Annotated in this window: 19 protein-coding genes; 16 read left to right on the forward strand and 3 right to left on the reverse strand. The window is 52.2% G+C overall.

Features of this window, described 5'->3' with window-relative positions; translation table 11 throughout:
• Positions 1-2 precede the first annotated feature (2 nt).
• The 6 genes from purL to purD all read left to right on the forward strand — a co-directional run bounded on the left by purL (position 3) and on the right by purD (position 8155).
• Positions 3-2228 carry a phosphoribosylformylglycinamidine synthase subunit PurL gene (gene purL, locus AOQ57_RS00200; RefSeq protein ID WP_093624020.1) on the forward strand — a complete coding sequence of 742 codons (2226 nt, stop codon included), beginning with the start codon at positions 3-5 and terminating at the stop codon, positions 2226-2228.
• Positions 2204-3667 carry an amidophosphoribosyltransferase gene (gene purF / locus AOQ57_RS00205; RefSeq protein ID WP_093624022.1) on the forward strand — a complete coding sequence of 488 codons (1464 nt, stop codon included), beginning with the start codon at positions 2204-2206 and terminating at the stop codon, positions 3665-3667. Before purL ends, purF begins: the two co-directional genes overlap by 25 nt.
• Entirely contained in the window at positions 3667-4704 is a 1038-nt protein-coding gene (gene purM / locus AOQ57_RS00210; protein ID WP_093624024.1) for a phosphoribosylformylglycinamidine cyclo-ligase, read from the forward strand. Before purF ends, purM begins: the two co-directional genes overlap by 1 nt.
• An 8-nt stretch (positions 4705-4712) precedes the next feature.
• Positions 4713-5294 (forward strand): phosphoribosylglycinamide formyltransferase, encoded by a 582-nt coding sequence (purN, locus tag AOQ57_RS00215; RefSeq protein ID WP_093624026.1) that lies wholly within the window; start codon positions 4713-4715, stop codon positions 5292-5294.
• Between the two features lies 1 nt (position 5295).
• Entirely contained in the window at positions 5296-6831 is a 1536-nt protein-coding gene (gene purH / locus AOQ57_RS00220) for a bifunctional phosphoribosylaminoimidazolecarboxamide formyltransferase/IMP cyclohydrolase (protein ID WP_093624028.1), read from the forward strand.
• Positions 6832-6901: 70 nt separating this feature from the next.
• Positions 6902-8155: a phosphoribosylamine--glycine ligase gene (gene purD, locus AOQ57_RS00225; RefSeq protein ID WP_093624030.1), complete on the forward strand. Its 1254-nt coding sequence runs from the start codon at positions 6902-6904 to the stop codon at positions 8153-8155.
• 87 nt (positions 8156-8242) lie between these two features.
• Here purD and AOQ57_RS00230 read toward each other — a convergent pair whose 3' ends face one another.
• Entirely contained in the window at positions 8243-8692 is a 450-nt protein-coding gene (locus tag AOQ57_RS00230; RefSeq protein ID WP_093624032.1) for a GNAT family N-acetyltransferase, read from the reverse strand.
• Positions 8693-9042: 350 nt separating this feature from the next.
• Here AOQ57_RS00230 and AOQ57_RS00235 point away from each other — a divergent pair, with 350 nt between their 5' ends.
• The 8 genes from AOQ57_RS00235 to AOQ57_RS00270 all read left to right on the forward strand — a co-directional run bounded on the left by AOQ57_RS00235 (position 9043) and on the right by AOQ57_RS00270 (position 16668).
• Positions 9043-9279, forward strand: a complete 237-nt coding sequence (locus tag AOQ57_RS00235) for a DUF8462 domain-containing protein (RefSeq protein ID WP_501161629.1) — start codon at positions 9043-9045, stop codon at positions 9277-9279.
• Positions 9280-9386: 107 nt separating this feature from the next.
• Positions 9387-10082 (forward strand): 2,3-diphosphoglycerate-dependent phosphoglycerate mutase, encoded by a 696-nt coding sequence (locus AOQ57_RS00240; protein WP_093624036.1) that lies wholly within the window; start codon positions 9387-9389, stop codon positions 10080-10082.
• A gap of 79 nt (positions 10083-10161) precedes the next feature.
• The gene (locus AOQ57_RS00245; protein ID WP_093624038.1) at positions 10162-11340 is read left to right on the forward strand and encodes a pyridoxal phosphate-dependent aminotransferase; all 1179 of its coding nucleotides are present in this window, start codon (positions 10162-10164) and stop codon (positions 11338-11340) included.
• Positions 11341-11453: 113 nt separating this feature from the next.
• Positions 11454-12389: a hypothetical protein gene (locus AOQ57_RS00250; protein WP_093624040.1), complete on the forward strand. Its 936-nt coding sequence runs from the start codon at positions 11454-11456 to the stop codon at positions 12387-12389.
• Positions 12390-12564: 175 nt separating this feature from the next.
• Positions 12565-12936: a cupredoxin domain-containing protein gene (locus AOQ57_RS00255; RefSeq protein ID WP_093624042.1), complete on the forward strand. Its 372-nt coding sequence runs from the start codon at positions 12565-12567 to the stop codon at positions 12934-12936.
• A 16-nt stretch (positions 12937-12952) separates the two neighbouring features.
• Positions 12953-13261 (forward strand): cupredoxin domain-containing protein, encoded by a 309-nt coding sequence (locus AOQ57_RS00260; protein WP_093624044.1) that lies wholly within the window; start codon positions 12953-12955, stop codon positions 13259-13261.
• A complete protein-coding gene (locus tag AOQ57_RS00265; protein WP_093624046.1) occupies positions 13261-15180 on the forward strand; it encodes a copper-translocating P-type ATPase in 1920 nt (639 codons plus the stop codon). The genes AOQ57_RS00260 and AOQ57_RS00265 overlap by 1 nt, the downstream gene beginning before the upstream one ends.
• 105 nt (positions 15181-15285) lie before the next feature.
• Positions 15286-16668 carry an MFS transporter gene (locus AOQ57_RS00270; RefSeq protein WP_093624048.1) on the forward strand — a complete coding sequence of 461 codons (1383 nt, stop codon included), beginning with the start codon at positions 15286-15288 and terminating at the stop codon, positions 16666-16668.
• A gap of 40 nt (positions 16669-16708) precedes the next feature.
• On the opposite strand, the gene AOQ57_RS00275 is transcribed toward AOQ57_RS00270, so the two are convergent.
• Positions 16709-17185, reverse strand: a complete 477-nt coding sequence (locus AOQ57_RS00275; protein ID WP_093624050.1) for a nucleoside 2-deoxyribosyltransferase — start codon at positions 17183-17185, stop codon at positions 16709-16711.
• A gap of 182 nt (positions 17186-17367) precedes the next feature.
• Positions 17368-18195 carry an AraC family ligand binding domain-containing protein gene (locus AOQ57_RS00280; RefSeq protein ID WP_093624052.1) on the reverse strand — a complete coding sequence of 276 codons (828 nt, stop codon included), beginning with the start codon at positions 18193-18195 and terminating at the stop codon, positions 17368-17370.
• A gap of 226 nt (positions 18196-18421) precedes the next feature.
• Here AOQ57_RS00280 and AOQ57_RS00285 point away from each other — a divergent pair, with 226 nt between their 5' ends.
• Together AOQ57_RS00285 and AOQ57_RS00290 are read left to right on the forward strand one after the other, a co-directional pair.
• Entirely contained in the window at positions 18422-20371 is a 1950-nt protein-coding gene (locus AOQ57_RS00285) for a glycoside-pentoside-hexuronide (GPH):cation symporter (protein WP_093624054.1), read from the forward strand.
• The gene (locus AOQ57_RS00290) at positions 20364-22565 is read left to right on the forward strand and encodes an alpha-galactosidase (protein WP_093624056.1); all 2202 of its coding nucleotides are present in this window, start codon (positions 20364-20366) and stop codon (positions 22563-22565) included. The genes AOQ57_RS00285 and AOQ57_RS00290 overlap by 8 nt, the downstream gene beginning before the upstream one ends.
• The last annotated feature ends 425 nt before the right edge of the window (positions 22566-22990 follow it).

Genomic DNA, 22990 nt, shown 5'->3' on the forward strand with positions numbered 1-22990 from the left:
AAATGAAGCAAGCATTAACGCCAGAACAAATTAAGGAACAAAAGCCCTACCTGGACTGGAGTTTGAGCGAGCGCGAGTACAACTACATCGCCGACAAGCTCCTGGGCCGGCTGCCCAACTTCACCGAGACCGGGCTTTTTTCGGCCATGTGGAGTGAACACTGTTCCTACAAGAAGTCCAAGCCCGTCCTACGCCTCTTCCCGAACAAGAATGACCGGGTCCTGCAGGGACCGGGCGAAGGGGCCGGGGTGGTCGACATTGATGACGGCCAGGCGGTTGTCTTCAAGGCCGAAAGCCACAACCACCCCTCAACGGTGGAACCCTACCAGGGGGCCGCAACCGGGGTCGGCGGCATTCTGCGGGACATCTTCTCGATGGGGTCGCGCCCCATCGCCAGCCTGGACTCGTTGCACTTTGGGGAACTTGATGACCCCAGGATGAAAATGAAGGTGGCCGGCACCGTCAAGGGGATCGGTGATTACGGTAACTGCATGGGGATTCCAACCGTGGCCGGGGAAACCACCTTTGACTCTTGTTACTCGGGCAACCTCCTGGTCAACGCGATGAGTGTCGGCTTGATGGATCAAAAGGACATCCAATCCGGGACGGCGGCCGGGATCGGCAACGCCGTGATGTACGTGGGGGCGAAGACCGGCCGTGACGGAATCCACGGGGCCACCTTTGCCTCGGCGGACTTCTCCGATGAAAATGCCACCCAGCGTTCGGCCGTGCAGGTCGGCGATCCCTTCATGGAAAAGCTGCTTTTGGAGGCCTGCTTGGAATTGATTCAAAAGCATCCTGACTGGCTGGTCGGAATCCAGGACATGGGGGCGGCGGGGATTGTTTCCTCATCGGCCGAAATGGCCAGCGAAGGGGACGCCGGAATGGAGCTTGACTTAGATCTGGTTCCCCAGCGCGAACCAAACATGTCAGCTTACGAAATTATGCTGTCCGAGTCCCAGGAACGAATGCTGCTTTGCGTCAACAAGGGTCACGAGGACGACGTTAAGAAGATTTTTGATTTCTATGGCCTGGAAGCCGTTACGATCGGCCGGATCACTGAAGGGCACCAATACGTCTTACATCACGACGGCCAAGTGGTTTGCGACATCCCGGTGGCCAGCCTGACCGACGACGTCTTGGAAGAGGCTTCAGAAGAACGCAAGCCGGCCCGGATTACCAAGGCGGAGCAAGAAGACAACTGGCAACCTGTGATTACGGATGCCGGCGCCACGTTGGAGCAGCTGTTGCAACAAGCTACGATCGCCGATAAGTCGGTCTTTTACGAACAGTACGACTCGATGGTGCGGACGTCAACGGTGGTGGGCCCGGGTTCCGACGCCGGGGTCCTGCGGGTGCGGGGGACCAAGAAGGGCCTCGCGATGACCACCGACGGCAACGGACGCTTTGTCTACCTGAATCCCAAGGTTGGGGGCAAGATGGCCCTGGTTGAAGCGGCGGCCAACATCGTGGCTTCCGGGGCGTTGCCGCTGGCGATCACCGACTGTCTAAACTACGGCGATCCTAACGACCCGGAAATCTTCTGGGAGCTGCACCAGTCGGTGGCTGGGATGGCCGAGGCCTGCCGGGTCTTTGACACGCCGGTCATCTCCGGAAACGTCTCCTTGTACAACGAAAATAATGGTCAGGCCATTCATCCAACACCGATGGTTGGGATGGTCGGCCTGATCAAGGATTTAAAGCATCTGGTCCAAATGGCCCCGCAAGAAGCGGGCGACCTGGTTTACCTGCTGGGCCAGACTGGTGATGACTACGCCGGCTCCGAGCTGCAAAAGATGCTGACCGGCGACATTGCCGGAATGGTAGCCGACTTTGACCTTGCTCACGTTCGGGCCATGATGCAAACCCTTCTGTCCTTGATGGAAGCGGGACGGGTGGCCTCCGCCCATGACCTGGCCGAAGGGGGTCTCGGGGTGGCACTGGCCGAAATGCTCTTTAAGACCGACCTGGGGATGAACTTAAGCCTAGACCTGACCCGAAGCCAGCTCTTCAGCGAAACGGCCGGCCGCTTCGTCGTAACCGTTAAAAAAGAGGATGCGGCGGCCTTTGAAGCGGCCCTGGGCCAGGATGCAGCCTTGATTGGCGAAGTCACCAACAGTCACTGGCTTCAGGTACGCTTAACGGACGGGGCAATGAATAAGAGCGTTGCTGAATTAGAACGAGTTTGGAAGGAGGCGATTCCATGCCAGCTGAAATCAAAGGAATAAATGAAGAGTGCGGCGTCTTTGGGATCTTTGGCGCCGACCATGCCGCCAGCTTGACCTACATGGGGTTGCACACTTTGCAGCACCGGGGTCAGGAGGGGGCCGGAATTGTCTCTACTGACGGTCAAACCCTTTATCAGCACCGGGACCGCGGGCTCTTATCCGAGGTCTTCGCTGACCAGAGTGAGTTGGACCGGCTCATCGGAACCGCGGCGGTCGGTCACGTCCGTTACGGGACGTCGGGGCACAATTCGATTCAAAATGTTCAGCCCTTCTTGTATCGCTTCCACGATGGCGACGTTGCTCTGGCTCACAATGGGAACCTAACTAATGCCGTCACCCTGCGCCGCCAGCTGGAGGATACCGGGGCGGTCTTTCAATCCGATTCCGACACCGAGATTTTGATCCACCTGATCCGCAAGCACATCCAAGACGGCTTTATCGGCGCATTGAAGAAGAGTCTAAACGAGGTTAAGGGGGGCTTTGCCTACCTGCTCTTGCAAAAGGACCGCTTGATTGCGGCCTTGGACCCCAACGGCTTTCGCCCGCTATGCATCGGCCAGCTGGATAACGGCGGCTACGTGGTCACCAGCGAGACCTGTGCCTTGGACATTGTCGGGGCGAAGTTTATCCGCGACGTTGAGCCCGGGGAGCTCATCATCATCGACAAGGAAGGGCTCCACATTGATCACTACACAACCAAGACTCAGCTGGCGATCTGCTCAATGGAATTCATCTACTTTGCCCGGCCGGACTCGATCATTCACGGGGTGACTGTCCACAACGCCCGCAAGCAGATGGGCCGCCTGTTGGCTCGGGAGCACCCGGTCGATGCCGACATGGTGATTGGGGTGCCCAATTCATCGCTTTCGGCGGCCTCCGGGTACGCCGAAGAGGCCGGCCTGCCCTATGAAATGGGGCTGATCAAGAGCCAATACGTTGCCCGGACCTTCATCCAGCCGACCCAAAAGCTGCGGGAGCGGGCCGTTCAAATGAAACTCTCCGCCGTGCGGGGGGTGGTGGAAGGTAAGCGGGTGATCGTTGTTGACGACTCGATCGTGCGGGGGACGACCTCCAAGCAGATCGCCCAGATGCTGCGTCGTGCGGGGGCCAAGGAGGTTCACCTACTGATCGCCTCACCGCCGTTCCGCTTCCCGTGCTTTTACGGGATTGACGTGTCGACGCGTGCCGAGCTGATGGCCGCCCACCACACCGTCAAAGAAATGCGTGACTTAATTGGCGTTGACAGCCTTGGCTTCCTGTCGGTTAACAGCTTGATTGAGGCCATCAACCTACCGAACATTGACGGGGCGCCGAATGGTGGCTTGACGGTGGCGTACTTCACCGGCAACTACCCGACGCCGCTCTATGATTATGAAGAAGGCTACCGCAAGTCGCTGAGCGAACAAGAAAAACTGGCGCGAAAGGAAGTCATGGTCTAATGAATCGATACCAAGAAGCGGGCGTTGACGTTAACGCCGGTTATGAACTGGTCAAGCGGATTAAGCAACAGGTCGCATCCACCGACCGAACCGGGGTGCTTGGTGGGATCGGTGCCTTCGGGGGCCTCTTTGACTTGGGGGCGTTAAAACTGAAGCACCCGGTGTTAGTCTCCGGGACCGATGGGGTCGGCACCAAGCTCTTGATCGCAAAGGCCATGGGGAAGCACGATACGATTGGCATCGACGTCGTGGCAATGTGCGTCAATGACGTCCTCGCCCAGGGGGCCGAACCGCTATACTTCCTCGATTACATCGCGACCGGTCATAACGATCCAGTCAAGATGGCCGCCATTGTCGCCGGGGTGGCCGAGGGGTGTCGGCAGGCCGGGGCCGCCCTGGTTGGGGGCGAGACCGCGGAGATGCCGGACATGTACGGCCCAGACGACTACGACCTGGCCGGGACGGTGACCGGGGTGGTGGAAAAGGATGACCTGCTGACAAACGCCCGGCCCGGTGCGGGCAACATTTTGCTCGGGCTGGCCTCCAGCGGGCTGCACTCCAACGGCTTTTCCCTGGTCCGTCAGATCCTCTTCAAGGACCACCAGGTTGATTTGAAGGCCACCCCAGCCGCCCTCAAGGGTCAAACGGTTGGCGCCGCGGTACTTCGCCCAACGCGGATCTACGTTAAACCGGTCCTACCGCTGTTGAAGGACCACCTGATTGAAGGGGTTGCCCACATCACCGGGGGCGGGCTGATCGAAAACCTGCCCCGGATGTTTAATGATAGCCTCCAGGCCGAGGTAGACAGCGCGACCTGGCCAACCCTGCCGGTCTTTAACTACCTAAGGGACCTCGGCAAGCTGAGCGATCAAGACTGCTGGCAGACCTTTAACATGGGGCTGGGACTGGTTCTAGCCGTTAAGCCCGACCAAGTCAGGGCGGTCATGGATCGTCTAAAGAAGGCCGGCGAGACGGTTTACCAAATCGGTCGCCTCAAAGAGCGGCCGGTCGGTGAAGAAAAGATTGTGATTAAGTGAGGGAAAGCATGAGAGTAGCGATTTTTGCGTCAGGAAACGGGACCAACTTTGAAGTTTTGGCCCGGCAATTTCACGAACACAAGCTGCCGGGCGACCTGGTGCTCCTGTTTTGCGACCACCCGACGGCGCCGGTAGTCGAACGGGCCAAGCGCCTGAAGGTCCCGGTAGAAACCTTTACCGTTAAGGAGTGCGGGGGCAAGGCGGCCTACGAACAGCGAATTTGGCAGGTTTTGTTAGATTACCAAGTTGACTTTATCGCCCTAGCCGGCTACATGCGGGTGGTTGGTCCGACGATCTTGAACCACTTTGAAGGGGCAATTGTTAATCTGCATCCCGCCTACCTGCCGGCCTACCCGGGCCTGCACTCAATCGAACGGGCCTTTAACGATCACCAACCCGAGACCGGGGTCACCGTCCACTACATTGACGCCGGTCTGGATTCGGGGCCGATCATTGCCCAAGAGCACGTCGTAATCAAACCGGATGACACGTTAGAAAGCCTGGAAGAGCGGGTTCACCAAACGGAACACCGCCTTTACCCAGCGGTCCTAAAAGAAGTCTTAACCGCGCGAATTAAAGAAGGAGAATAAGATGAAGCGAGCATTAGTTTCTGTATCGGATAAAACGAACCTGGTTCCTTTTGTGAAGGGGTTGGAGGAAAACGGCTACGAAATTGTCTCCACCGGCGGAACCAAGCGGGTGCTGGATGAAGCGGGGGTTAAGACGATTTCAATTGAAGACGTCACACACTTCCCGGAAATCTTAGACGGGCGGGTTAAAACCCTCAACCCCTACGTTCATGGGGGCCTGCTGGCGCGGCGGGACCTGCCAGAGCACATGAAGACGATCGAAGACTTGAACATCACCCCGATCGACTTGGTTTGCGTTAACCTTTATCCCTTTAAGGAAACGATCCTGAAGCCGGGCGTGGAACTGGCCGACGCCATTGAAAATATCGACATTGGCGGGCCATCAATGGTCCGCTCGGCCGCCAAGAACTACCAGAGCGTGACAATCGTTACCGACGTGGCCGATTACGACCAGGTTTTAAAAGAAATTGAGGAAACCGGCGACACGAGCGCCGCAACCAAGGCTAAGCTAGGGGCGAAGGCCTTTCGGACCACGGCGGCTTACGACGCCCTGATCGCCCAGTACCTAACCAAGCAGGTCGGCTTAGAGGACCCTGAGAAGCTGACGTTGACCTACGACTTAAAGGAAACGATGCGCTACGGGGAAAACGCCCACCAGCGGGCCTGGCTGTACGAAGACGCCCTGCCAAAGGACTTCTCAATCCTGGAGGCCGAACAGCTGCACGGCAAGAAGCTGTCTTACAACAACATCAAGGACGCCGATGAAGCCCTGCGCTGCGTGCGTGAGTTTGACGAGCCAACCGTTGTGGCCATGAAGCACATGAACCCGTGCGGGATTGGCCGTGGTGACAGCCTCGAGGTTGCTTGGGACCGCGCCTATGAGGCTGATTCAGTTTCGATTTTTGGGGGCGTAATTGCCGTGAACCGGAAGGTCGATTTGGCGACCGCCGAAAAGATGCGCAAGATCTTCTTGGAAATCATCGTGGCACCAGGCTTTGATGAGGATGCTTACGCGCTTTTGGCTAAGAAGAAGAACATCCGCTTGCTGCAAGTTGACTTCGCTCAAAAGGACGAACCAACCAAGGATGAGGTTGTCTCCGTAATGGGCGGGCTCTTGATGCAGAACCAGGATACCCTAAAAGAGGATTATCACGACTGGGAAGTGGTCACCGACGTCAAGCCAACCGAGGACCAATTAAGGGCGCTGATGTTTGCCTGGAGGGCGGTAAAGCACGCTAAATCAAACGCGATCGTGGTTGCTAATAACGAGCGGACGTTGGGGGTCGGTGAGGGACAGCCTAACCGAATCGACTCCTTGAAGATTGCCGTTAAACACGCCGGTAGTTTAGTTGAAGGCAGCGTCCTGGCTTCCGACGCCTTCTTCCCGTTTGACGACTGTGTCAAGTACGCCGGGGAACACGGCGTCAAGGCGATTGTTCAACCAGGGGGCTCGATTCGCGACCAGGACTCCATCGACATGGCTAATAAGCTGGGGATTGCCATGGTCACGACTGGGGTTCGCCACTTCCGTCACTAAAAACGAATTAAGCGGGGCGCGGCGGGTTAATTAGGCTGGGCCCCTTGTTTATTTCATAAGGGGGATAACGATGAAATTACAAAACGTGCTGGTGGTCGGCAGCGGGGGCCGCGAGTTTGCGATTGCTAAGAAACTAAAGCAAAGCGCCAAGGTGGATCGGGTGTACTGCGCGCCGGGGAACGCCGGGATGGTGAGCGCCGGGGTGGAACCGGTGGCGATTGAAGAGCTGGACTTTGCACGGCTCATCCAATTTGCTAAGGATCACCAGGTTGCCTGGACCTTTGTCGGCCCCGAAGACGCCCTGGTGGCCGGAATTGTGGATGAGTTCCAAAGGGCCGGCCTAAAGATCTTTGGCCCGCAGGCCCGGGCCGCCCAGTTGGAGGGATCCAAGGAATATGCCCTGTCTTTTATGAATAAGTACGGGGTGCCAACCGCCAGGCACCAAACTTTTGAAACCGAAGAAGATGCGCTGGTTCACGTGGCCGACTACGGCTTCCCAGTTGTCTTGAAGGTCGATGGCTTGGCCGGGGGGAAGGGGGTCGTGATCGCCGATGATCAGGCTGTTGCCACGGTGACGATCAAGGAGATGTTTCAGGGCCAACCCGGGCGCCTGGTGCTCGAGGAGTGCCTGGTCGGTCCGGAATACTCAATGTTTGTCCTCATCGAAAACGGCGACTACCAGATCCTGCCGCTGGCGCAGGACCACAAGCGGGCTTATGATGGCGACAAGGGACCCAATACCGGGGGGATGGGCGCCTACAGCCCGGTACCCCAGTTGAGTGACTCCGATCGGAAGCGGATGGTCAATGAAGTGGTTGAACCAAGCGTTAGAGGCTTGGTTGCCGGAGATTATCACTACCACGGGATCCTTTACATCGGCTTGATGCTGACGAAGGAGGGCCCCAAGGTGATTGAATACAACGTCCGCCTGGGTGATCCGGAGACCCAGGTGATCCTGCCCCGGTTAGCCACCGATTTATTTGACCTGGTTGATACTTGCGTTAACGACCGGACCTTACCGGAGGTGGTTGAAAAACCAGACGCCGTTTTAGGGGTCGTGGTTGCCGCCAAGGGCTACCCGCAAGCACCGGTAACTGGTCAAGTTCTGCCGGCCTTTCCGTTGACTTCGGGGATCGATGTCGCCTACGCCAATGTAGCTGGCAAGGCGGGGCACCTCATCGGTAGTGGCGGCCGGATCCTAATGGTAACGGCCACGGACGCGACAATTGAGGCGGCACAGGGGCAGGTATACGACTACCTTGATCACCTGGAGCTGGCAGATTGTCAATACCGGCACGATATCGGAAATAAAGCACACCAATAATAACTAAGCTCCCAAGAAGTCTAGCCGGGCTTCCTGGGAGCTTTTTTGTAGTGGTGATTATGGTCAAAGTAACTGGCTTTTTGTTCGCTACTCAGCTGGCAGTGGCGCGTGGACCATCTTAATGTGGGGCGTTGATTGGTAAACAAACGGAGCGCCCTGACTTTTAAAGCCGGCCCGCTGGTAGAAGGACTGAACTTGGACTTGGGCTTCAATTTCAATTGGTTGGCCCGGATACTGGTGGGCGATGGTAGTCATAATTTGGTCAAGAAGTTGGCCGCCAAATCCTTGGCCCCGAACGCGAGGGTTGGTTACCACCCGGCCAAAGGAGACGGTACCCCCAGGGGTTAATTCAAAGATCCGAGCATAGGCCACCACTTGCCCATCAACGGTGGCAAATAGGTGCCAAGCGGTTTTATCCAGGTCGTCTACCTCCTGGTAAATTCGTTTTTGGTCCACAACGAAGACGGCCGTTCGCAGCTGTAAAATTTGGTGGAGTTCAGTTACTGTTAGTGCCGAGAATGGTTTTACTTGCCACATATCTATCTACCTCGCATTACAAGTACTTGAGGGTGGTGCTAGAAAACACGAATGTCCTCAATCGGTTCTTTGGTTAATATTTTCTTTCCCCTTCGATTTGGAATTGATTTTAGCTCATTTAGTTGACTTTAGCCATGCATGCCGCTTAGGAGGAGCTTATTTTGAACCATCAAAGGAAGTGGTTAGCGGTCTGTTGATGCTGATTAGGCTGGGGAGTAAAGTTGATCAGCTTTGTTTGCTTTTGTGGTAAGGTACACACAAATACATATTTCACCTTTTAATTAAGGAGGCCACTGTTGTGAAAACCCATTTAGCCCAAGTTTTGGCCTGGTTCCACCAATCTACCTTGAATTGTCAGGGGGGATCGCCAGTTTATAAGGGCGATGGCCGAAGTGGGCGAGGATAACGTGGCGATTGCGGCAATTCGCCAGCGGATGAAGAAGCCAAGTAATTTGGTTGCTAATTACCGTCGCCGCTTGATTGATGACCAAGTTATCACCCCGGCGGATTACGGTCACGTTAGTTTTACCCTGCCCCTTTTTGGTGACTTCGTTCGGCAAAACCAGGAATTACTGGAATTGATGTAGAATCTAGGTGCAATTTTTCACGAACTGTTGGCAAAGCCCGGATTCTGATTTAAAATAATAGGGTATTATCAACACTAACCACTAAGAAGAAAGAGGTTAATTGAAACATGGCTAAATTAGTTTTGATTCGTCACGGGCAAAGTGAATGGAACCTTTCCAACCAATTTACTGGCTGGGTCGATGTTGACTTGAGCGAGAAGGGGGTTGCCCAAGCAAAGGCTGCTGGGAAGGCCATCAAGGAACACGGACTGGAATTTGATTACGCCTACACTTCTGTTTTGAAGCGGGCAATCAAGACCCTCCACTACGCCCTTGAAGAATCTGACCAAATGTGGATCCCAGAATTCAAGACTTGGCGCTTGAATGAACGTCACTACGGGGCATTGCAAGGTAAGAACAAGGCTGCCGCTGCTGAAAAGTACGGTGACGAACAAGTCCACATTTGGCGCCGTTCTTACGACGTCTTACCGCCACTACTGAGTGCCGATGACGAAGGTTCCGCCGCAAAGGACCGTCGTTACGCTGACTTAGACCCGCGTGCCATTCCGGGTGGGGAAAACCTGAAGGTAACCTTGGAACGGGTTATCCCGCTTTGGCAAGATGAAATTGCCCCGAAGCTCTTGGACGGTAAGAACGTGATCATCGCTGCCCACGGGAACTCCCTGCGTGCTTTGAGTAAGTACATTGAAGAGATCTCCGATGAAGACATCATGGGTCTTGAAATGGCAACTGGCCAACCGGTAGTTTACGACTTCGATGAAAAGCTGAACGTGCTCAGCAAGGAAAAGTACGACATTGATTAATAACTTATAAATCAACGGAAACGAGGCCGTCTCTTTGTTGGGGCGGCCTTTTTCGATATTAATAAAGGAGGACAGACCGATGAAAATGGAAGACCATATGCGCACCAACCTCAAGCAGGTCCCAACGATGAAGATTTTTGACTTTGCCCTTTTCACTAAGTCAATTGACGACATTATTGAATTGACGATTGGGGAACCGGATTTAAACACCCCAGAACACGTCAAGCAAGCTGGGATTGCCGCAATTCAAAATAACCATACCCACTACGCTCCGCAACGGGGGACGGCCGGGCTACTGGCGGCCATCAGTGATACCGTGGCGGCGAAGACTGGCAAGGTGTACGATCCAGCGGCCGAAATCTTAGTAACCAATGGGGTAACCGAGGGAGCCTACGCTGCGGTTACGGCAATCACCAATCCTGGTGACGTGATCCTAGTCCCCACACCGACTTTTTCGATTTACACGGCCGACACCGCCATTGCCGGTGGGACAGCCGTTGAAGTCGACACGTCCAAGACGGGCTTTCGCTTGACCCCGGAATTAGTTCAGTCCTACCTCGATAAGTACGGCGACCGGGTCAAGGGGCTGGTGGTGGTTAACCCAACTAACCCAACTGGGGTCGCAATGAATCAAGAGGAGCTTGACGCGATTGCGGACGTGGTTCGTGACAAGCCAATTTTTGTCTTAGCTGATGAGATTTACGACCAACTGACATACAGTCAAGAGGACGGTACCTACCCGTCAATAGTTAAATCCTTACCGGAGCAAACGATTCTCTTGAACGGGTTCTCCAAGTCCTACGCGATGACTGGCTGGCGGGTTGCTTACATGTGTGCCCCAAAGCCGATCACCGATGAGCTCTTTAAGGTCCACGGCTTTGCGGTAACTGACGTGGCAACTTTTGTTCAGGATGCAGCCGAAGAGGCCCTAAGAAACGGGAAGGACGATCCTAAGGCGATGCGGGATAAGTACCAAGAACGCCGTGACGTCTTATATCAGGGGCTAAAGGATCTAGGGTGGAAAACCACCAATCCAGAAGGGGCGTTTTACATTTTTGCCAAAATTCCGGCCTACTTAGAACAAGATGACGAGAAGTTTGCCTACGACCTGGCCAAGGAGGGCAAGGTGGCGGTAACGCCGGGCTCATACTTTGGTGCCGGTGGGGAAGGGTACGTTCGTTTCTCATACGCCACTGATCTGGCTAAAATTGAGCGTGCCCTGCCGCGGTTGGCAAAATACTGCCGGGATCACCAGTAAAGATTGAACCTTTTATAGCGATTTAGTTAGGAAAGTTTAAAGGACCTAACCGCTAGCCCCCCATTCTGTTATGATTGAAGGTAATCATTTTTAATAGGGGAGAGATTGCAATAATGAATATTCTTTCAAGGGTGCCGCTTAAGGCATTTTCGGCTAAATTAAAGGACTTAGTGAAGCCGGGTTACACCAAGGCCATGTGGCCAATCGGGGGCTTTTTCCTGATTTACATTGCCTTAACGGCGCTGTTAGCTTACGTGGACCTATCCTTTGTCAGCACCTTGTACATGAACTTGATGATGCTGATGTACGGGATGGCAAGTACTTCTGGGATCTTATTGGCCCTGGCAGAACTGTTGGGAGCCTTTGCCCTGATCATCGCACTAGGTTTTTGGTTTAGCTTTATCACCACGGCGGTGACCTTTACCTATCAAGACCGGCTGCAAAACCCAGATGTGGCAGTTAGTCCAAGTTCAATTTGGCAAAACTTCAAGCACCTGCGTAAGAACCAATTATGGCGGATCAGCCTTTACGCGGGCCTGTACATCTTCTTGTGGACCCTGCCGCTGACGATTGTGGGCAGCCTGGTTGCTAAGTATACCTGGGCGGTCCTGATCGTACGGGTGCTTAACTACCTGATTGTTTTGTGGAAGTCATATGAATACTCCCAAGCAGTTCTCTTGTACCGGGAAAAGCAACCGTCCTTTTTGGGTCAATCAATGCGCCACGCCCTGACGGCCAGCCGCCGCTTCATGGGTGGGCTGAAGATCAACTGGTTCTTACTTCAGCTAGTCTTAGTGGCCCTGCCAATCCTGGTATGGAGTGCCATCTTTGGTGCAGTTGCCTACTACGGTATCTACACGGCAACCTACTTCTTCATGTACCTTGGTTACGCCCTAATCGTACTGGGGATCACGGCTTACTTACCAGTGACCTTTGCATCTAGCGCCCTCTTCTACGAGGAAGCCAAGAAGCAGATCAAGGTTGACGAAGACTTTAACGGCCTCTTCAAGCCGGTCGAAGAACTGACTGGAGAAGCCTACCGCAACTAAATAACCAAACCTTAACTTAATAAGCTCCCACCGGGAAATGGGGTGGCCAATGTTTTTATGGCCGACCAGTCTGGTGGGGGCTTTTAAATTGGGGAAATTTTATCGTTGACATTTGTAAACGGTGCTCCTATACTGAAGGTGAAATTTACAAATGTAAACGAAAGGGGGGCTAAGGATGGCCCAAGTACTCGTTGCAATTGGGGGATTAATCTTAATTGGCGCCATTTGCTGGTGGTTTTTTGCCAAGCATGAGGCCAAGGTTGGCCGGGCCACAATGGAAGGGGATCACCAGGTAGCCACGGTGGTGGTTAACGGTGGCTACACCCCTAGTACCGTGGTTTTAAAGAAGGGCGTTGCCGGGTCAGTTAAGTTCGAAATGAATGATTCAACCGCCTGTTTATCACACGTAGTCTTTGAGCAGCTTGGTCAAAACCTAGATCTGACCAAGCAGAAAACGACCACCGTTACAATTCCTACGGATCAGGCGGGGGAATTCAACTACGCCTGTGGAATGGATATGTTTCATGGTAAGGTCATTGTTAAATAACTAGGAGGAATTAAAAATGGGATTATTCGATCGTTTTAAAAAGCCAGCTGTTAACGAAAATGGTGAACAAGTTGTCAAAGTCATTGTTGACGGGGGTTACAAGCCTGAAACCGTCCACTTGGCCAAGGGGGTGCCTGCAAAGCTGGTCTTTGAACGGGTTAGCGACAAGGGCTGCTTAGAGGTGGTCCACTCCCCTCAAATGGGCTTTGAGGCTAACTTGCCCTTAAACCAGGAAGTTACGTTTGACGTTAAAACCGACCAGGCTGGTGAGTACGGCTTTGCCTGCGGGATGGACATGTTTAAGGGAAAGGTCGTCGTTAAGTAATGAGACACCTCACCAGCCTAAAACGATTTTGGCTCTGCCTGGTCCTAACGATTCCGATGCTGGTGCAGATGGTGGCGATGCTGTGGGGCTGGATGATGCCGGCCTATAACTGGGTGGCCCTTATCACCACCACCTTGATCATCATCATTGGGGCCTGGCCCTACTGGAAGAGTGCCTGGGCGGCTTTTTTACAACACAACGCCAACATGAACACCCTGGTGGCGATCGGCACGGCGGTGGCTTACCTGTACAGCCTCTTTGCCATGCTGACCGGGCGGGCGGTTTACTTTGAATCGGCTGCCTTCATCACCACCTTTGTTTTGCTCGGAGATGCGATGGAGGAACGGATGCACCAAAACGCATCCGGGGCCCTAAAGAAGCTCCTCGATCTGCAGGTTAAAGAAGCGGAGGTCCTTCGCGACGGGCAATACGTTAAGGTGCCACTCGATCAGGTGGTCAAAGGCGATCTGCTTCGGGTGCGTCCGGGAGAAAAGGTTCCCGTTGACGGGCAAATCACGTCCGGCACCACGACGATCGACGAGGCAATGGTGACCGGGGAGAGCATGCCAGTTCAAAAGGAAGTCGGCGACTTGGTAATTGGCGCGACGATCAACCGGGCTGGGACCTTCCAGTTTCGGGCTCAAAAGGTTGGCGCCGATACGATGCTCGCTCAAATCGTCGAGATGGTTAAGAAGGCCCAATCCAGCCACGCGCCGATTCAGCGGCTGACTGACCGAATTGCTCGCCTCTTCGTTCCGACGGTCTTGATTATCGCCATTCTCACCTTCGTAATCTGGTTTAGCTTTCTACACGCCAGCGCTGTTTCGGCGATGCTTTACGCCGTCGCTGTGATTGTGATCGCCTGTCCGTGTGCGTTGGGGTTAGCCACGCCAACTGCCCTAATGGTTGGGGTCGGCCGGGCCGCTAAGCTAGGGGTCTTGATCAAGGATGGTGAAGCCCTGGAGGCCGTTAACAAGGTCAAGACGGTCGTCTTTGATAAGACCGGTACGATTACGGTTGGCAAGCCTCAGGTGACCGACGTGGTGGGCGATCCCAAGACGCTAGCGCTTGCTGCTTCGTTAGAGGACGCCTCCGAACACCCGCTAGCCTTGGCGGTGGTTAAAAAGGCGCAAGAAGATGGAGCCGCCCTTTTGACCATAAGCGACTTTAAAAATGTGGCCGGTCAAGGAGTGATTGCTAAGCTGGCGGGCCAAGAGGTCCGGGTCGGCAGCGCCCGGCTGATGGAAGGGCTTGACTGGCCCGCCGCACTCAAGAACCAGGCCGGGGTACTTCAGGATCAAGCTAAAACCGTGGTTCTGGTGGCTAAAGGAACCGCCGTGATCGGGCTAATTGCCATTCAAGATGTCGCTAAGCCAGGGGCCAAGCAGGCAATTGGCGCCCTGAAGGCCCGCGGGCTGAAGACGGTCATGCTAACGGGGGATAACGCCCAGGTGGCCCAGGCGATTGCTGATCAGGTTGGGATTGACCAGGTTATCGCCGGGGTTCTGCCTAACGAAAAGGCGGACCACGTCAAGGCCCTAGAAGAAGGGGGCCCGGTAGCCTTCGTCGGCGACGGGGTTAACGATGCTCCGGCCCTAACCAGCGCCACCGTGGGGATTGCCATGGGGAGCGGGACCGATGTGGCGATCGAATCAGGCTCAATCGTCCTGGTTCAAAACGACCTTAACGGGGTTGTCCGGGCGTTGGACCTTTCACAAAAGACCTTCAACCGGATTAAGCTCAACTTGTTCTGGGCGTTAATCTACAACTTGATCGGAATCCCGATTGCCGCTGGCTGCTTTGTCCTTTGGGGCTTGCATTTAAGCCCGGAAGTAGCAGCCCTTGCAATGGCCTTCTCTTCCGTTTCGGTGGTCTCGTCATCGCTGTTGCTGAATCGCACTAAAATTCAAGGCGACTAGTAAAAAGGAGTACCCAGGCCGGGTGCTCCTTTTTTACTTACTTTTTTGCGGCTTGATCATTTCAAATTCACGCCTATAATAACTACTATTTAAGGAGGAATTTGAATGGAAAAAAACAGCAACGCCATTCCGGCCCCGGTGATCGCTGCCGTTTTGGCAACCGGACTCTTATCCTTTTCCGGGGTGATTGTGGAAACGGCCATGAATATCGCCTTCCCGACCCTGATGCGGGAATTTCACGTTTCGACCAGCACCGTCCAGTGGATGACGTCGATTTACCTGTTAGTTGTCGCCATTATCGTCCCCTTGTCGGCAATTTTTAAGCGCGCCTACCCGATTAAGCGTCTCTTCTTAATTGCCAACCTAGCCTTTTTTGGCGGGATTTTAATTGACGTGGCAGCGCCCAGCTTTGGGTGGCTCTTGATCGGCCGGGCGGTTCAAGGGGTAGGAACTGGGATCGCTTTGCCCCTGATGTTTAACATCATCTTGGAGCAGGTTCCCAGACAAAGGGTCGGGCTGATGATGGGCCTGGCCAACATGATCACTGGGATTGCTCCCGCCATCGGCCCAACCTTTGGGGGACTTGTGGTCGACGCTTTAGGCTGGCGTCACATTTTTTACTTTCTGATCCCGCTGTTGATCCTATCGCTGATTTTAGGTAACTGGGGGATTCGGCAGGTCAGTACTTTGGAAAGGGCGCCGATCGATTGGCTCTCGCTTTGCCTAATCGCCGTCTTCTTCACCGGCTTGATGCTAGGCTTTTCTAACTTGGCTAGTGAGCCCTTTTGGAGCATGCAGGTATTTGGCAGCCTCCTGCTTGGCCTGGTGGGGATGGCAATGCTGGTATGGCGCTCATTTTCAATTAAAACGCCGATTTTAAACCTACGTCTCTTTTGCAACCAGCGCTTTAGCGGCCACGTTTTAGGCTTTTTCCTTACTCAGATTATCTCCTTGGGTTTTGCCTTTCTCTTACCTAATTACATCCAGTTGGTTAACCACAACACCGCCCTTTTGGCCGGGTTAGTGGTCTTACCAGCTGGGGTGGCTGGGGCCCTGTGTGGTCCCCTGGGCGGGCGAATGTTTGACCGCCTTGGCGCCCGGCGCCCGATCATGTTCGGGGTCAGTGCCTGCCTCTTATCCTTAGTTATCTTCACCCTATTTGCTCGCCACATGTCCAACACCTTTATCGTCCCGGTTTACATTCTGTACATGGGCGGGATGGGAACCTGCATGGGTTCGGTAATGACCAGTGCCTTACGGACACTAACGGACGGCCAGCAAACTGATGGAAACGCCATTTTAAATACCCTTCAGCAATTTGCCGGGGCGATGGGAACTTCGCTAAGTGCTATGGTAGTGGCCAAGAGTCAGCTCCACCTAGCCGGCAGCCAGGCCTACACAACGGCGGTCGGGACCCAAAATGCCTTTATAATGCTAACGGTTCTGATTGTGGTTGTCTGGCTAAGCTACTACCGAGTCGTTAAATAGTAAAAGAGAGCACCCTTAAGTCAGGGCGCTCTCTTTTCAGTTAGAAGACCTTCATGTCGGTCCACTGGGTTGGTAAGTTGTTAAAGTCGTAGGTAGCCAGACCCGCTTCAATCTTATCGCCGGTGAACATGGCGGTGTGGGAACGGGCAAGCATCAAGTTGAGGGCATTATCTGGGTGGAACTGGGCCATCACAACCGGGATGTTCCAGGCCCACGCGGCCCCGACTTCAAAGACCGTCCCGCAGTCCGGTTCGGCGTTTCCCTCTTCGTACTTGTAGTCGGTGATGGCAACTACTACGTCGGCCCGCTTAACCTGGCGCATGTCGGTGGCGAAGACAGTGTCTTGCCAGTCGCGGGAGCCAAATTCAAGCCCCTCAGCCTGGTGTTCCTGGGGATTATAGATCCCAGTCGGGTCAACGGTCGGGTTTTTCTTTAAGGCAGCCATGACGATGTCGATACGTTCTTTTTGCTCCGGGGAGAAAAAGGGGCTGGCCAGGTAAATCTTGTTTTGATACATGTGTGGTTTCCTTCCTTAACTTGGTAGTTCCATTATAAGGGATTTCTTTGATCGGAAAGTAGACCCAATTTGAAAACTTATTGGTAAGACCTTCGATGCAACCTTAATCATGCTACCGGGGCCGTACCAAAACAGCGATTCTCCTTAATTAACCCCTGATCCGTTCAAGCGAATGGGGGTTTTTATGACTGGCTTTGCCGATATAAGGTGGGACTAAATCCGGTAGTACGTTTAAAGGCTTTGGAAAAGGTAAAGCTATCTTTATAGCCGACCCGTTCGGCAATTTCTTGGATGGGCAGTGATGAGGCAACTAGTTGCTGCTTAGCATCCTCCATGCGTAAATGGTTCAAAAATTGTTGCGGCGTTGCGTTGCTGTTTTGCTTGAACAGCTCGTAGACATAGGTGTGTGATAAGTGCAGGCCTTGACAAAGATCTTGAATCGTGCAGCCTGTGCTGTAGTTGTCATGCAAATAGTCTAGGGCCAGCTGAAATTGATCCAGCGCGTGGTGCCGGCTGTTTTGTCGCGGATATTCGGTTAGCAGCTGGTAAAAGGTGCGGTACAGCAATGATTCTGTTAGCATGTTGTGGCTTAATGACGTGTTGGCGTGCAGCGATTGATATAATTCGCTAAATGCCACGTGAAGCTGGCTGTTTTGAACTTGTCGTAAGTAGTTTTTTTCCATAAGCTGCGAACCGTTAAGGATTTTACCAATGTTGACGCCTCGCAGGCCGATCCATGCATAGGTCCACGGATCGTATGCGTCAGCTTGATAAAAGCAGGGTACCCCCTTGGGAAGAATGAATAGATCGTTCGCCTGGAGCCGGACGCTGGGGTGATTAGCCGTGGAGAAAGTACCGGCGCCCTTCTCAATGTAGTGGATTACATAGTTGTCACGGACGTTGTTCCCCTTAAAGGTATAGTTGGGTTTGCAAGCTTCGCGACCATAAAAAACAACATTAGATTCAAAACTGATGACCGACAGTGATTGATATTCGCCTTCGAAATTCATGCTGCATCTCCTCACCAATATTAATATTTAGTAAGCTTCCTAATGTCAATGCCATAGCATCCATTTGATCATAATACCGGTTTATCAATGATTTAAAACTTATCATGTCAAAATAATCAATTGCCAAAATGACATCAAGACCCATTTTACCACCATTCAAAAAAGCGCTTTCTAAATCTAAACTAAAAACGTAATTAAGAATAAATTTTGTAAAGAGGGTTTTGAAATGTCTAAACAAAATCACTCCGGAATGAAGCCGTATCAAAGGTTAGCCTACGCTTTTGGGGCGTTTGGTAATGATGCCTACTACGGCCTCTTGTCCGGATATTTAATCATGTTTATTACTTCACACTTGTTTAATTCCGGTAACAAGGCATTTGATAACCATATGATCGCGATGGTAACGTTGATCATCATGTTGCTACGGATTGTTGAATTGTTTATTGATCCATTTATTGGTAATGTCATTGACCGAACCAAAACGCGGTGGGGCCACTTTCGGCCGTGGATTGTCGTTGGTGGGACGATTTCAGCGGTAATTTTGCTGTCGCTGTTTACACCAATGGGCGGTTTGTATAAGCACAATGCCTTGGTCTACCTGATCATTTTCGCGGTGCTTTACATTATGATGGATATTTTTTATTCATTTAAAGATGTGGGCTTTTGGTCGATGCTGCCATCACTGTCGACGGATTCACGCGAGCGTGAAAAAACCGCTTCATTTGCGCGGTTTGGTTCTACGATCGGTGGTGGCCTGGTAGGTGTCTTGGTAATGCCAGCCGTCATTTACTTTTCGGCTACCAAGACGAGTACCGGGGATGACCGCGGTTGGTTTGTCTTTGCGTTAATCATCTGTGGAACGGCGTTACTTTCGGCGTGGGTCGTGGGCTTGTTCACGCGGGAAGTCAACAGCAATATCCGTAAAAATAAGCAGGACACGGTGGGCGTTTTAGGCGTCTTCAAGGCCGTAGCTAAAAATGATCAATTAATGTGGGTGGCCTTAGCCTACCTCTTTTACGGGATTGCGATTAATATCCTGGGTTCGTTGGAGGTTTACTACTTTACGTATATCATGGGCCGGCCCAAAGCCTTTTCGATTTTTTCAACGATTAACATCTTCTTGGGTGTGATCGCGGCCACCCTGTTCCCAATCTTGTCTAAGAAAGTTAGCCGTAGGTCCCTGTTCGATGGTTGCTTGGTCTTCATGCTTTGCGGCATTGCCTTGTTTGCAGTGGCCGGCAGCAATTTACCGCTAGTTTTGATCGCGGCCACGATGTTTGGTTTCCCACAACAAATGGTCTTCCTGGTGGTTTTGATGGTGATTACCGATTCAGTTGAATATGGCCAATGGAAATTGGGCCACCGTGATGAATCACTGTCACTGTCAATTCGGCCATTGATCGATAAGTTCGGTGGGGCCGTTTCTAATGGGATTGTTGGTCAGATTGCCATTATTTCAGGGATGACGACCGGTGCGACTGCTTCAACGATTACGGTTGCCGGACGGACCAATTTCAAAATTATGATGTTTGCTTTTCCGGCCGTAATGTTATGCATTGCCATTTTGATTTTTTCAAAGAAAGTAACCCTGACGGACGCTAAGCACGCCCAAATTGTTGAGGAGCTAGAAAAGAGTTGGGGTAAAAACTACAATGATGCCGCCAAAGCTAAGAGCAACGTTTCTGCTGATGTTATCAATGTGGCATCACCAATTTCCGGGACGCTGGTTAAATTAGCCGACGTAAGCGATGAGACGTTTGCCAGCGGTCAAGTTGGTCAGGGCTTTGCCGTTAAGCCAAGCGATGGCCGCGTACTGGCGCCGTTTGACGGTACGATTCGCAAAGTCTTTCCGACGCGGCACGCGATCGGGATTGAATCGGATGATGGATTGATGGTTTTGATCCACATTGGCTTTGGCACGGTCAAACTACGCGGGACGGGTTTTGTCTCATATGTCGATGAAAACCAGCACGTAACCAAGGGGACCGAGCTATTGGAATTCTGGAATCCGACCATTCAAAAAGCGCACCTTGATAATACGACAACGGTAACCGTAACCAACAGTTCGCAATTCAGCCAGATCAAGATAACGGCTCAACCCGGTCAGCCGGTTAAGGCTTTGGATAACGTAATGACGCTGTGCAAGAATCATGGAGGAGAAAAAGACCATGGATAAGTTAATAGAATATGACGCTCAAAACCAGATCTTCCATCTACACAATCATGATGTCTCATACTTGCTAAGCGTTGAGGAGGGCAACGTTTTGGCCCACCTGTACTTTGGTGCGGCCGTCCGCCATTATCATGGACAACTGCGTTATCCGCGGGCCGATCGGGGCTTTTCAGGTAATCTACCGGGAAGCTTGGATCGTACGTACTCGCTAGACACGCTGCCCCGGGAGATTAGCTGTGCCGGCGAACTAGATTATCATGAGCCCGCCGTGATCGTACGGCAGGCGAACGGATCCAATTCGTTAGCACTACGCTACCAAGACTACCAAATTATCGATGGCAAACCCCAGCTACCTGGACTGCCAGCCGCCTTTGTGGAAGATGATACGGAAGCGCAGACGCTGATTATCAAAATGCAGGATCAGTTAACGGGAGTGGCTGCCGAGTTATGGTATACGGTCTATCGCGATCAGCCAATCATTACACGGACTTGCCGTTTGATTAATCAAGGTTCGGCAAAGGTTAATCTTGAGAAGTTAGCGTCGATGCAACTAGATTTTACCGGTCACGCTAATTTAGAGTCGATCACACTGCCGGGAGCTTATGCCGATGAACGTCAAATGGAACGCCGTCCATTGCAGCACGGTGTGACGGAATTTCGTAGCCGGCGTGGCACGTCGAGTCACCAAATGAATCCGTTCATTGCCCTGGTTGAGCCCACAACGAATGAGCAGCGCGGGGATGCCTACGGGATGATGCTGGTCTATTCTGGCAACCATCAGATTAGTGTGGAAAAAGATCAAAACGATCAAGTACGTCTTTTGATGGGGATCAACGACGCCAATTTTAATTGGCAATTATTACCTGGTCAAAGTTTTCAAGCGCCTGAAGTGGTAATGACCTATTCTGATGAAGGATTAAACGGCATGAGCCAGAACCTGCACCATTTGATTCAAGAACGGATTATCCGCTCAAAATTCAAACATCAGGAACGACCGATTGTGGTCAACAACTGGGAAGCAACGTACTTTGACTTCGATGAGAGTAAATTGCAGCCGATTGTTGATGAGGCTCAGGCGATGGGCATCGAGATGTTTGTTCTGGATGATGGCTGGTTTGGTCACCGTGACGATGACAATTCTTCATTAGGCGACTGGCAGGTCTATCAAAAGAAATTCCCGCACGGGTTAGCACATTTTGCTGACTACGTACATGCTAAGGGATTGAAATTTGGGATCTGGTTTGAACCGGAAATGATTTCGTTTGATTCTCAGCTATATCGTGCGCATCCTGATTGGCTAATGCGCGTCCCCGATCGCCAACCTAGTCCTTCGCGTAACCAGTATGTTTTGGATCTGACCAGAAAAGACGTACGGGATAACCTCGTTACGCAGATCAGTGCGATTTTACAAAACAACCAGATTGATTACGTCAAGTGGGACATGAATCGCAGCCTTTCTGATATCTATTCGCTCGAACTGCCAGCTGATCGGCAAGGTGAAGTTTATCACCGCTACGTCTTAGGATTGTATGATCTGATGGAGCGGATTACACAGGCCTTTCCGGACATCTTATTTGAAGGATGCTCCGGCGGTGGGGGGCGCTTTGATGCGGGAATAGCCTACTATATGCCGCAAATTTGGCCTTCTGATAATACTGATGCTATCGCCCGGCTTAAGATCCAGTATGGGACATCGTTGATTTACCCAATTTCGATGACGACAGCTCACGTTTCTGTTATTCCTAACCAGCAGACTGGACGACAAACTCCCTTTGCAACGCGGGGAGCGGTAGCGATGAGTGGGGTTTTTGGCTATGAGTTGGATTTGACAAAACTGACTGACGATGAGAAACAACAGGTTAAGCGCCAGGTTGCCAAATACAAGGCCATTCGTCCCTTGGTTCAATATGGTCACTTCTACCGTTTAAAGTCACCTTTTGAAGGCAACCAAGCGGCGTGGATGTTTATTGATGATAAACGCAGTGAAGCTATCGTGATGACGTTTAATGTACTAACCAATGCGGCTAATCGTTTGACACGGACAGTTTTAGTAGGGCTGGACCCGCAAAAGGACTACGAAGAATTAATGACACATCAAGTTTATGGGGGTGATGAGCTTATGAAGCTGGGCTTCTATGATCCGCTGGTGCACCAGGATTTCACGGCAAAACTCTATCACTTTAAAGTGCGCCAGTAATAATTTTCTTATTCCATCTGTAAAATATATAATCCTTGCCAAGAAGCCGGTCCCTGATGTGGGACCGGCTTTTTGAATTATTGTTATCGGAATCTGTTCATAAGTTTATCGACGTGATGATTTATCTTGCCGATAGCTACTTTGAAAACGTGGGGATGCTGAAAGACCGTTTTAGTAACAAAATTGAAAAAAACTATTGACGTTGGGGAAGGTAACCTGTATAGTTATATATCGTTGTCACGGCAAAGCGCTGGTGATGACAAGATAAAATTAAAATTGTTGCTTGACGACAAGTTAACAATTTGGTATCATATAAAAGTTGTCAATTGCAAGAATAGACAAGCGGTTAAAAAAACAAATTTTAAAAACTTGTTGACTTACAACTGGTGATATGATACAATTAAAGCCGTCATCGAGATAACTTA

Origin of the sequence: Limosilactobacillus gorillae (assembly GCF_001293735.1) — a bacterium.
In the GTDB taxonomy this organism is placed as follows: Bacteria; Bacillota; Bacilli; order Lactobacillales; family Lactobacillaceae; genus Limosilactobacillus; species Limosilactobacillus gorillae.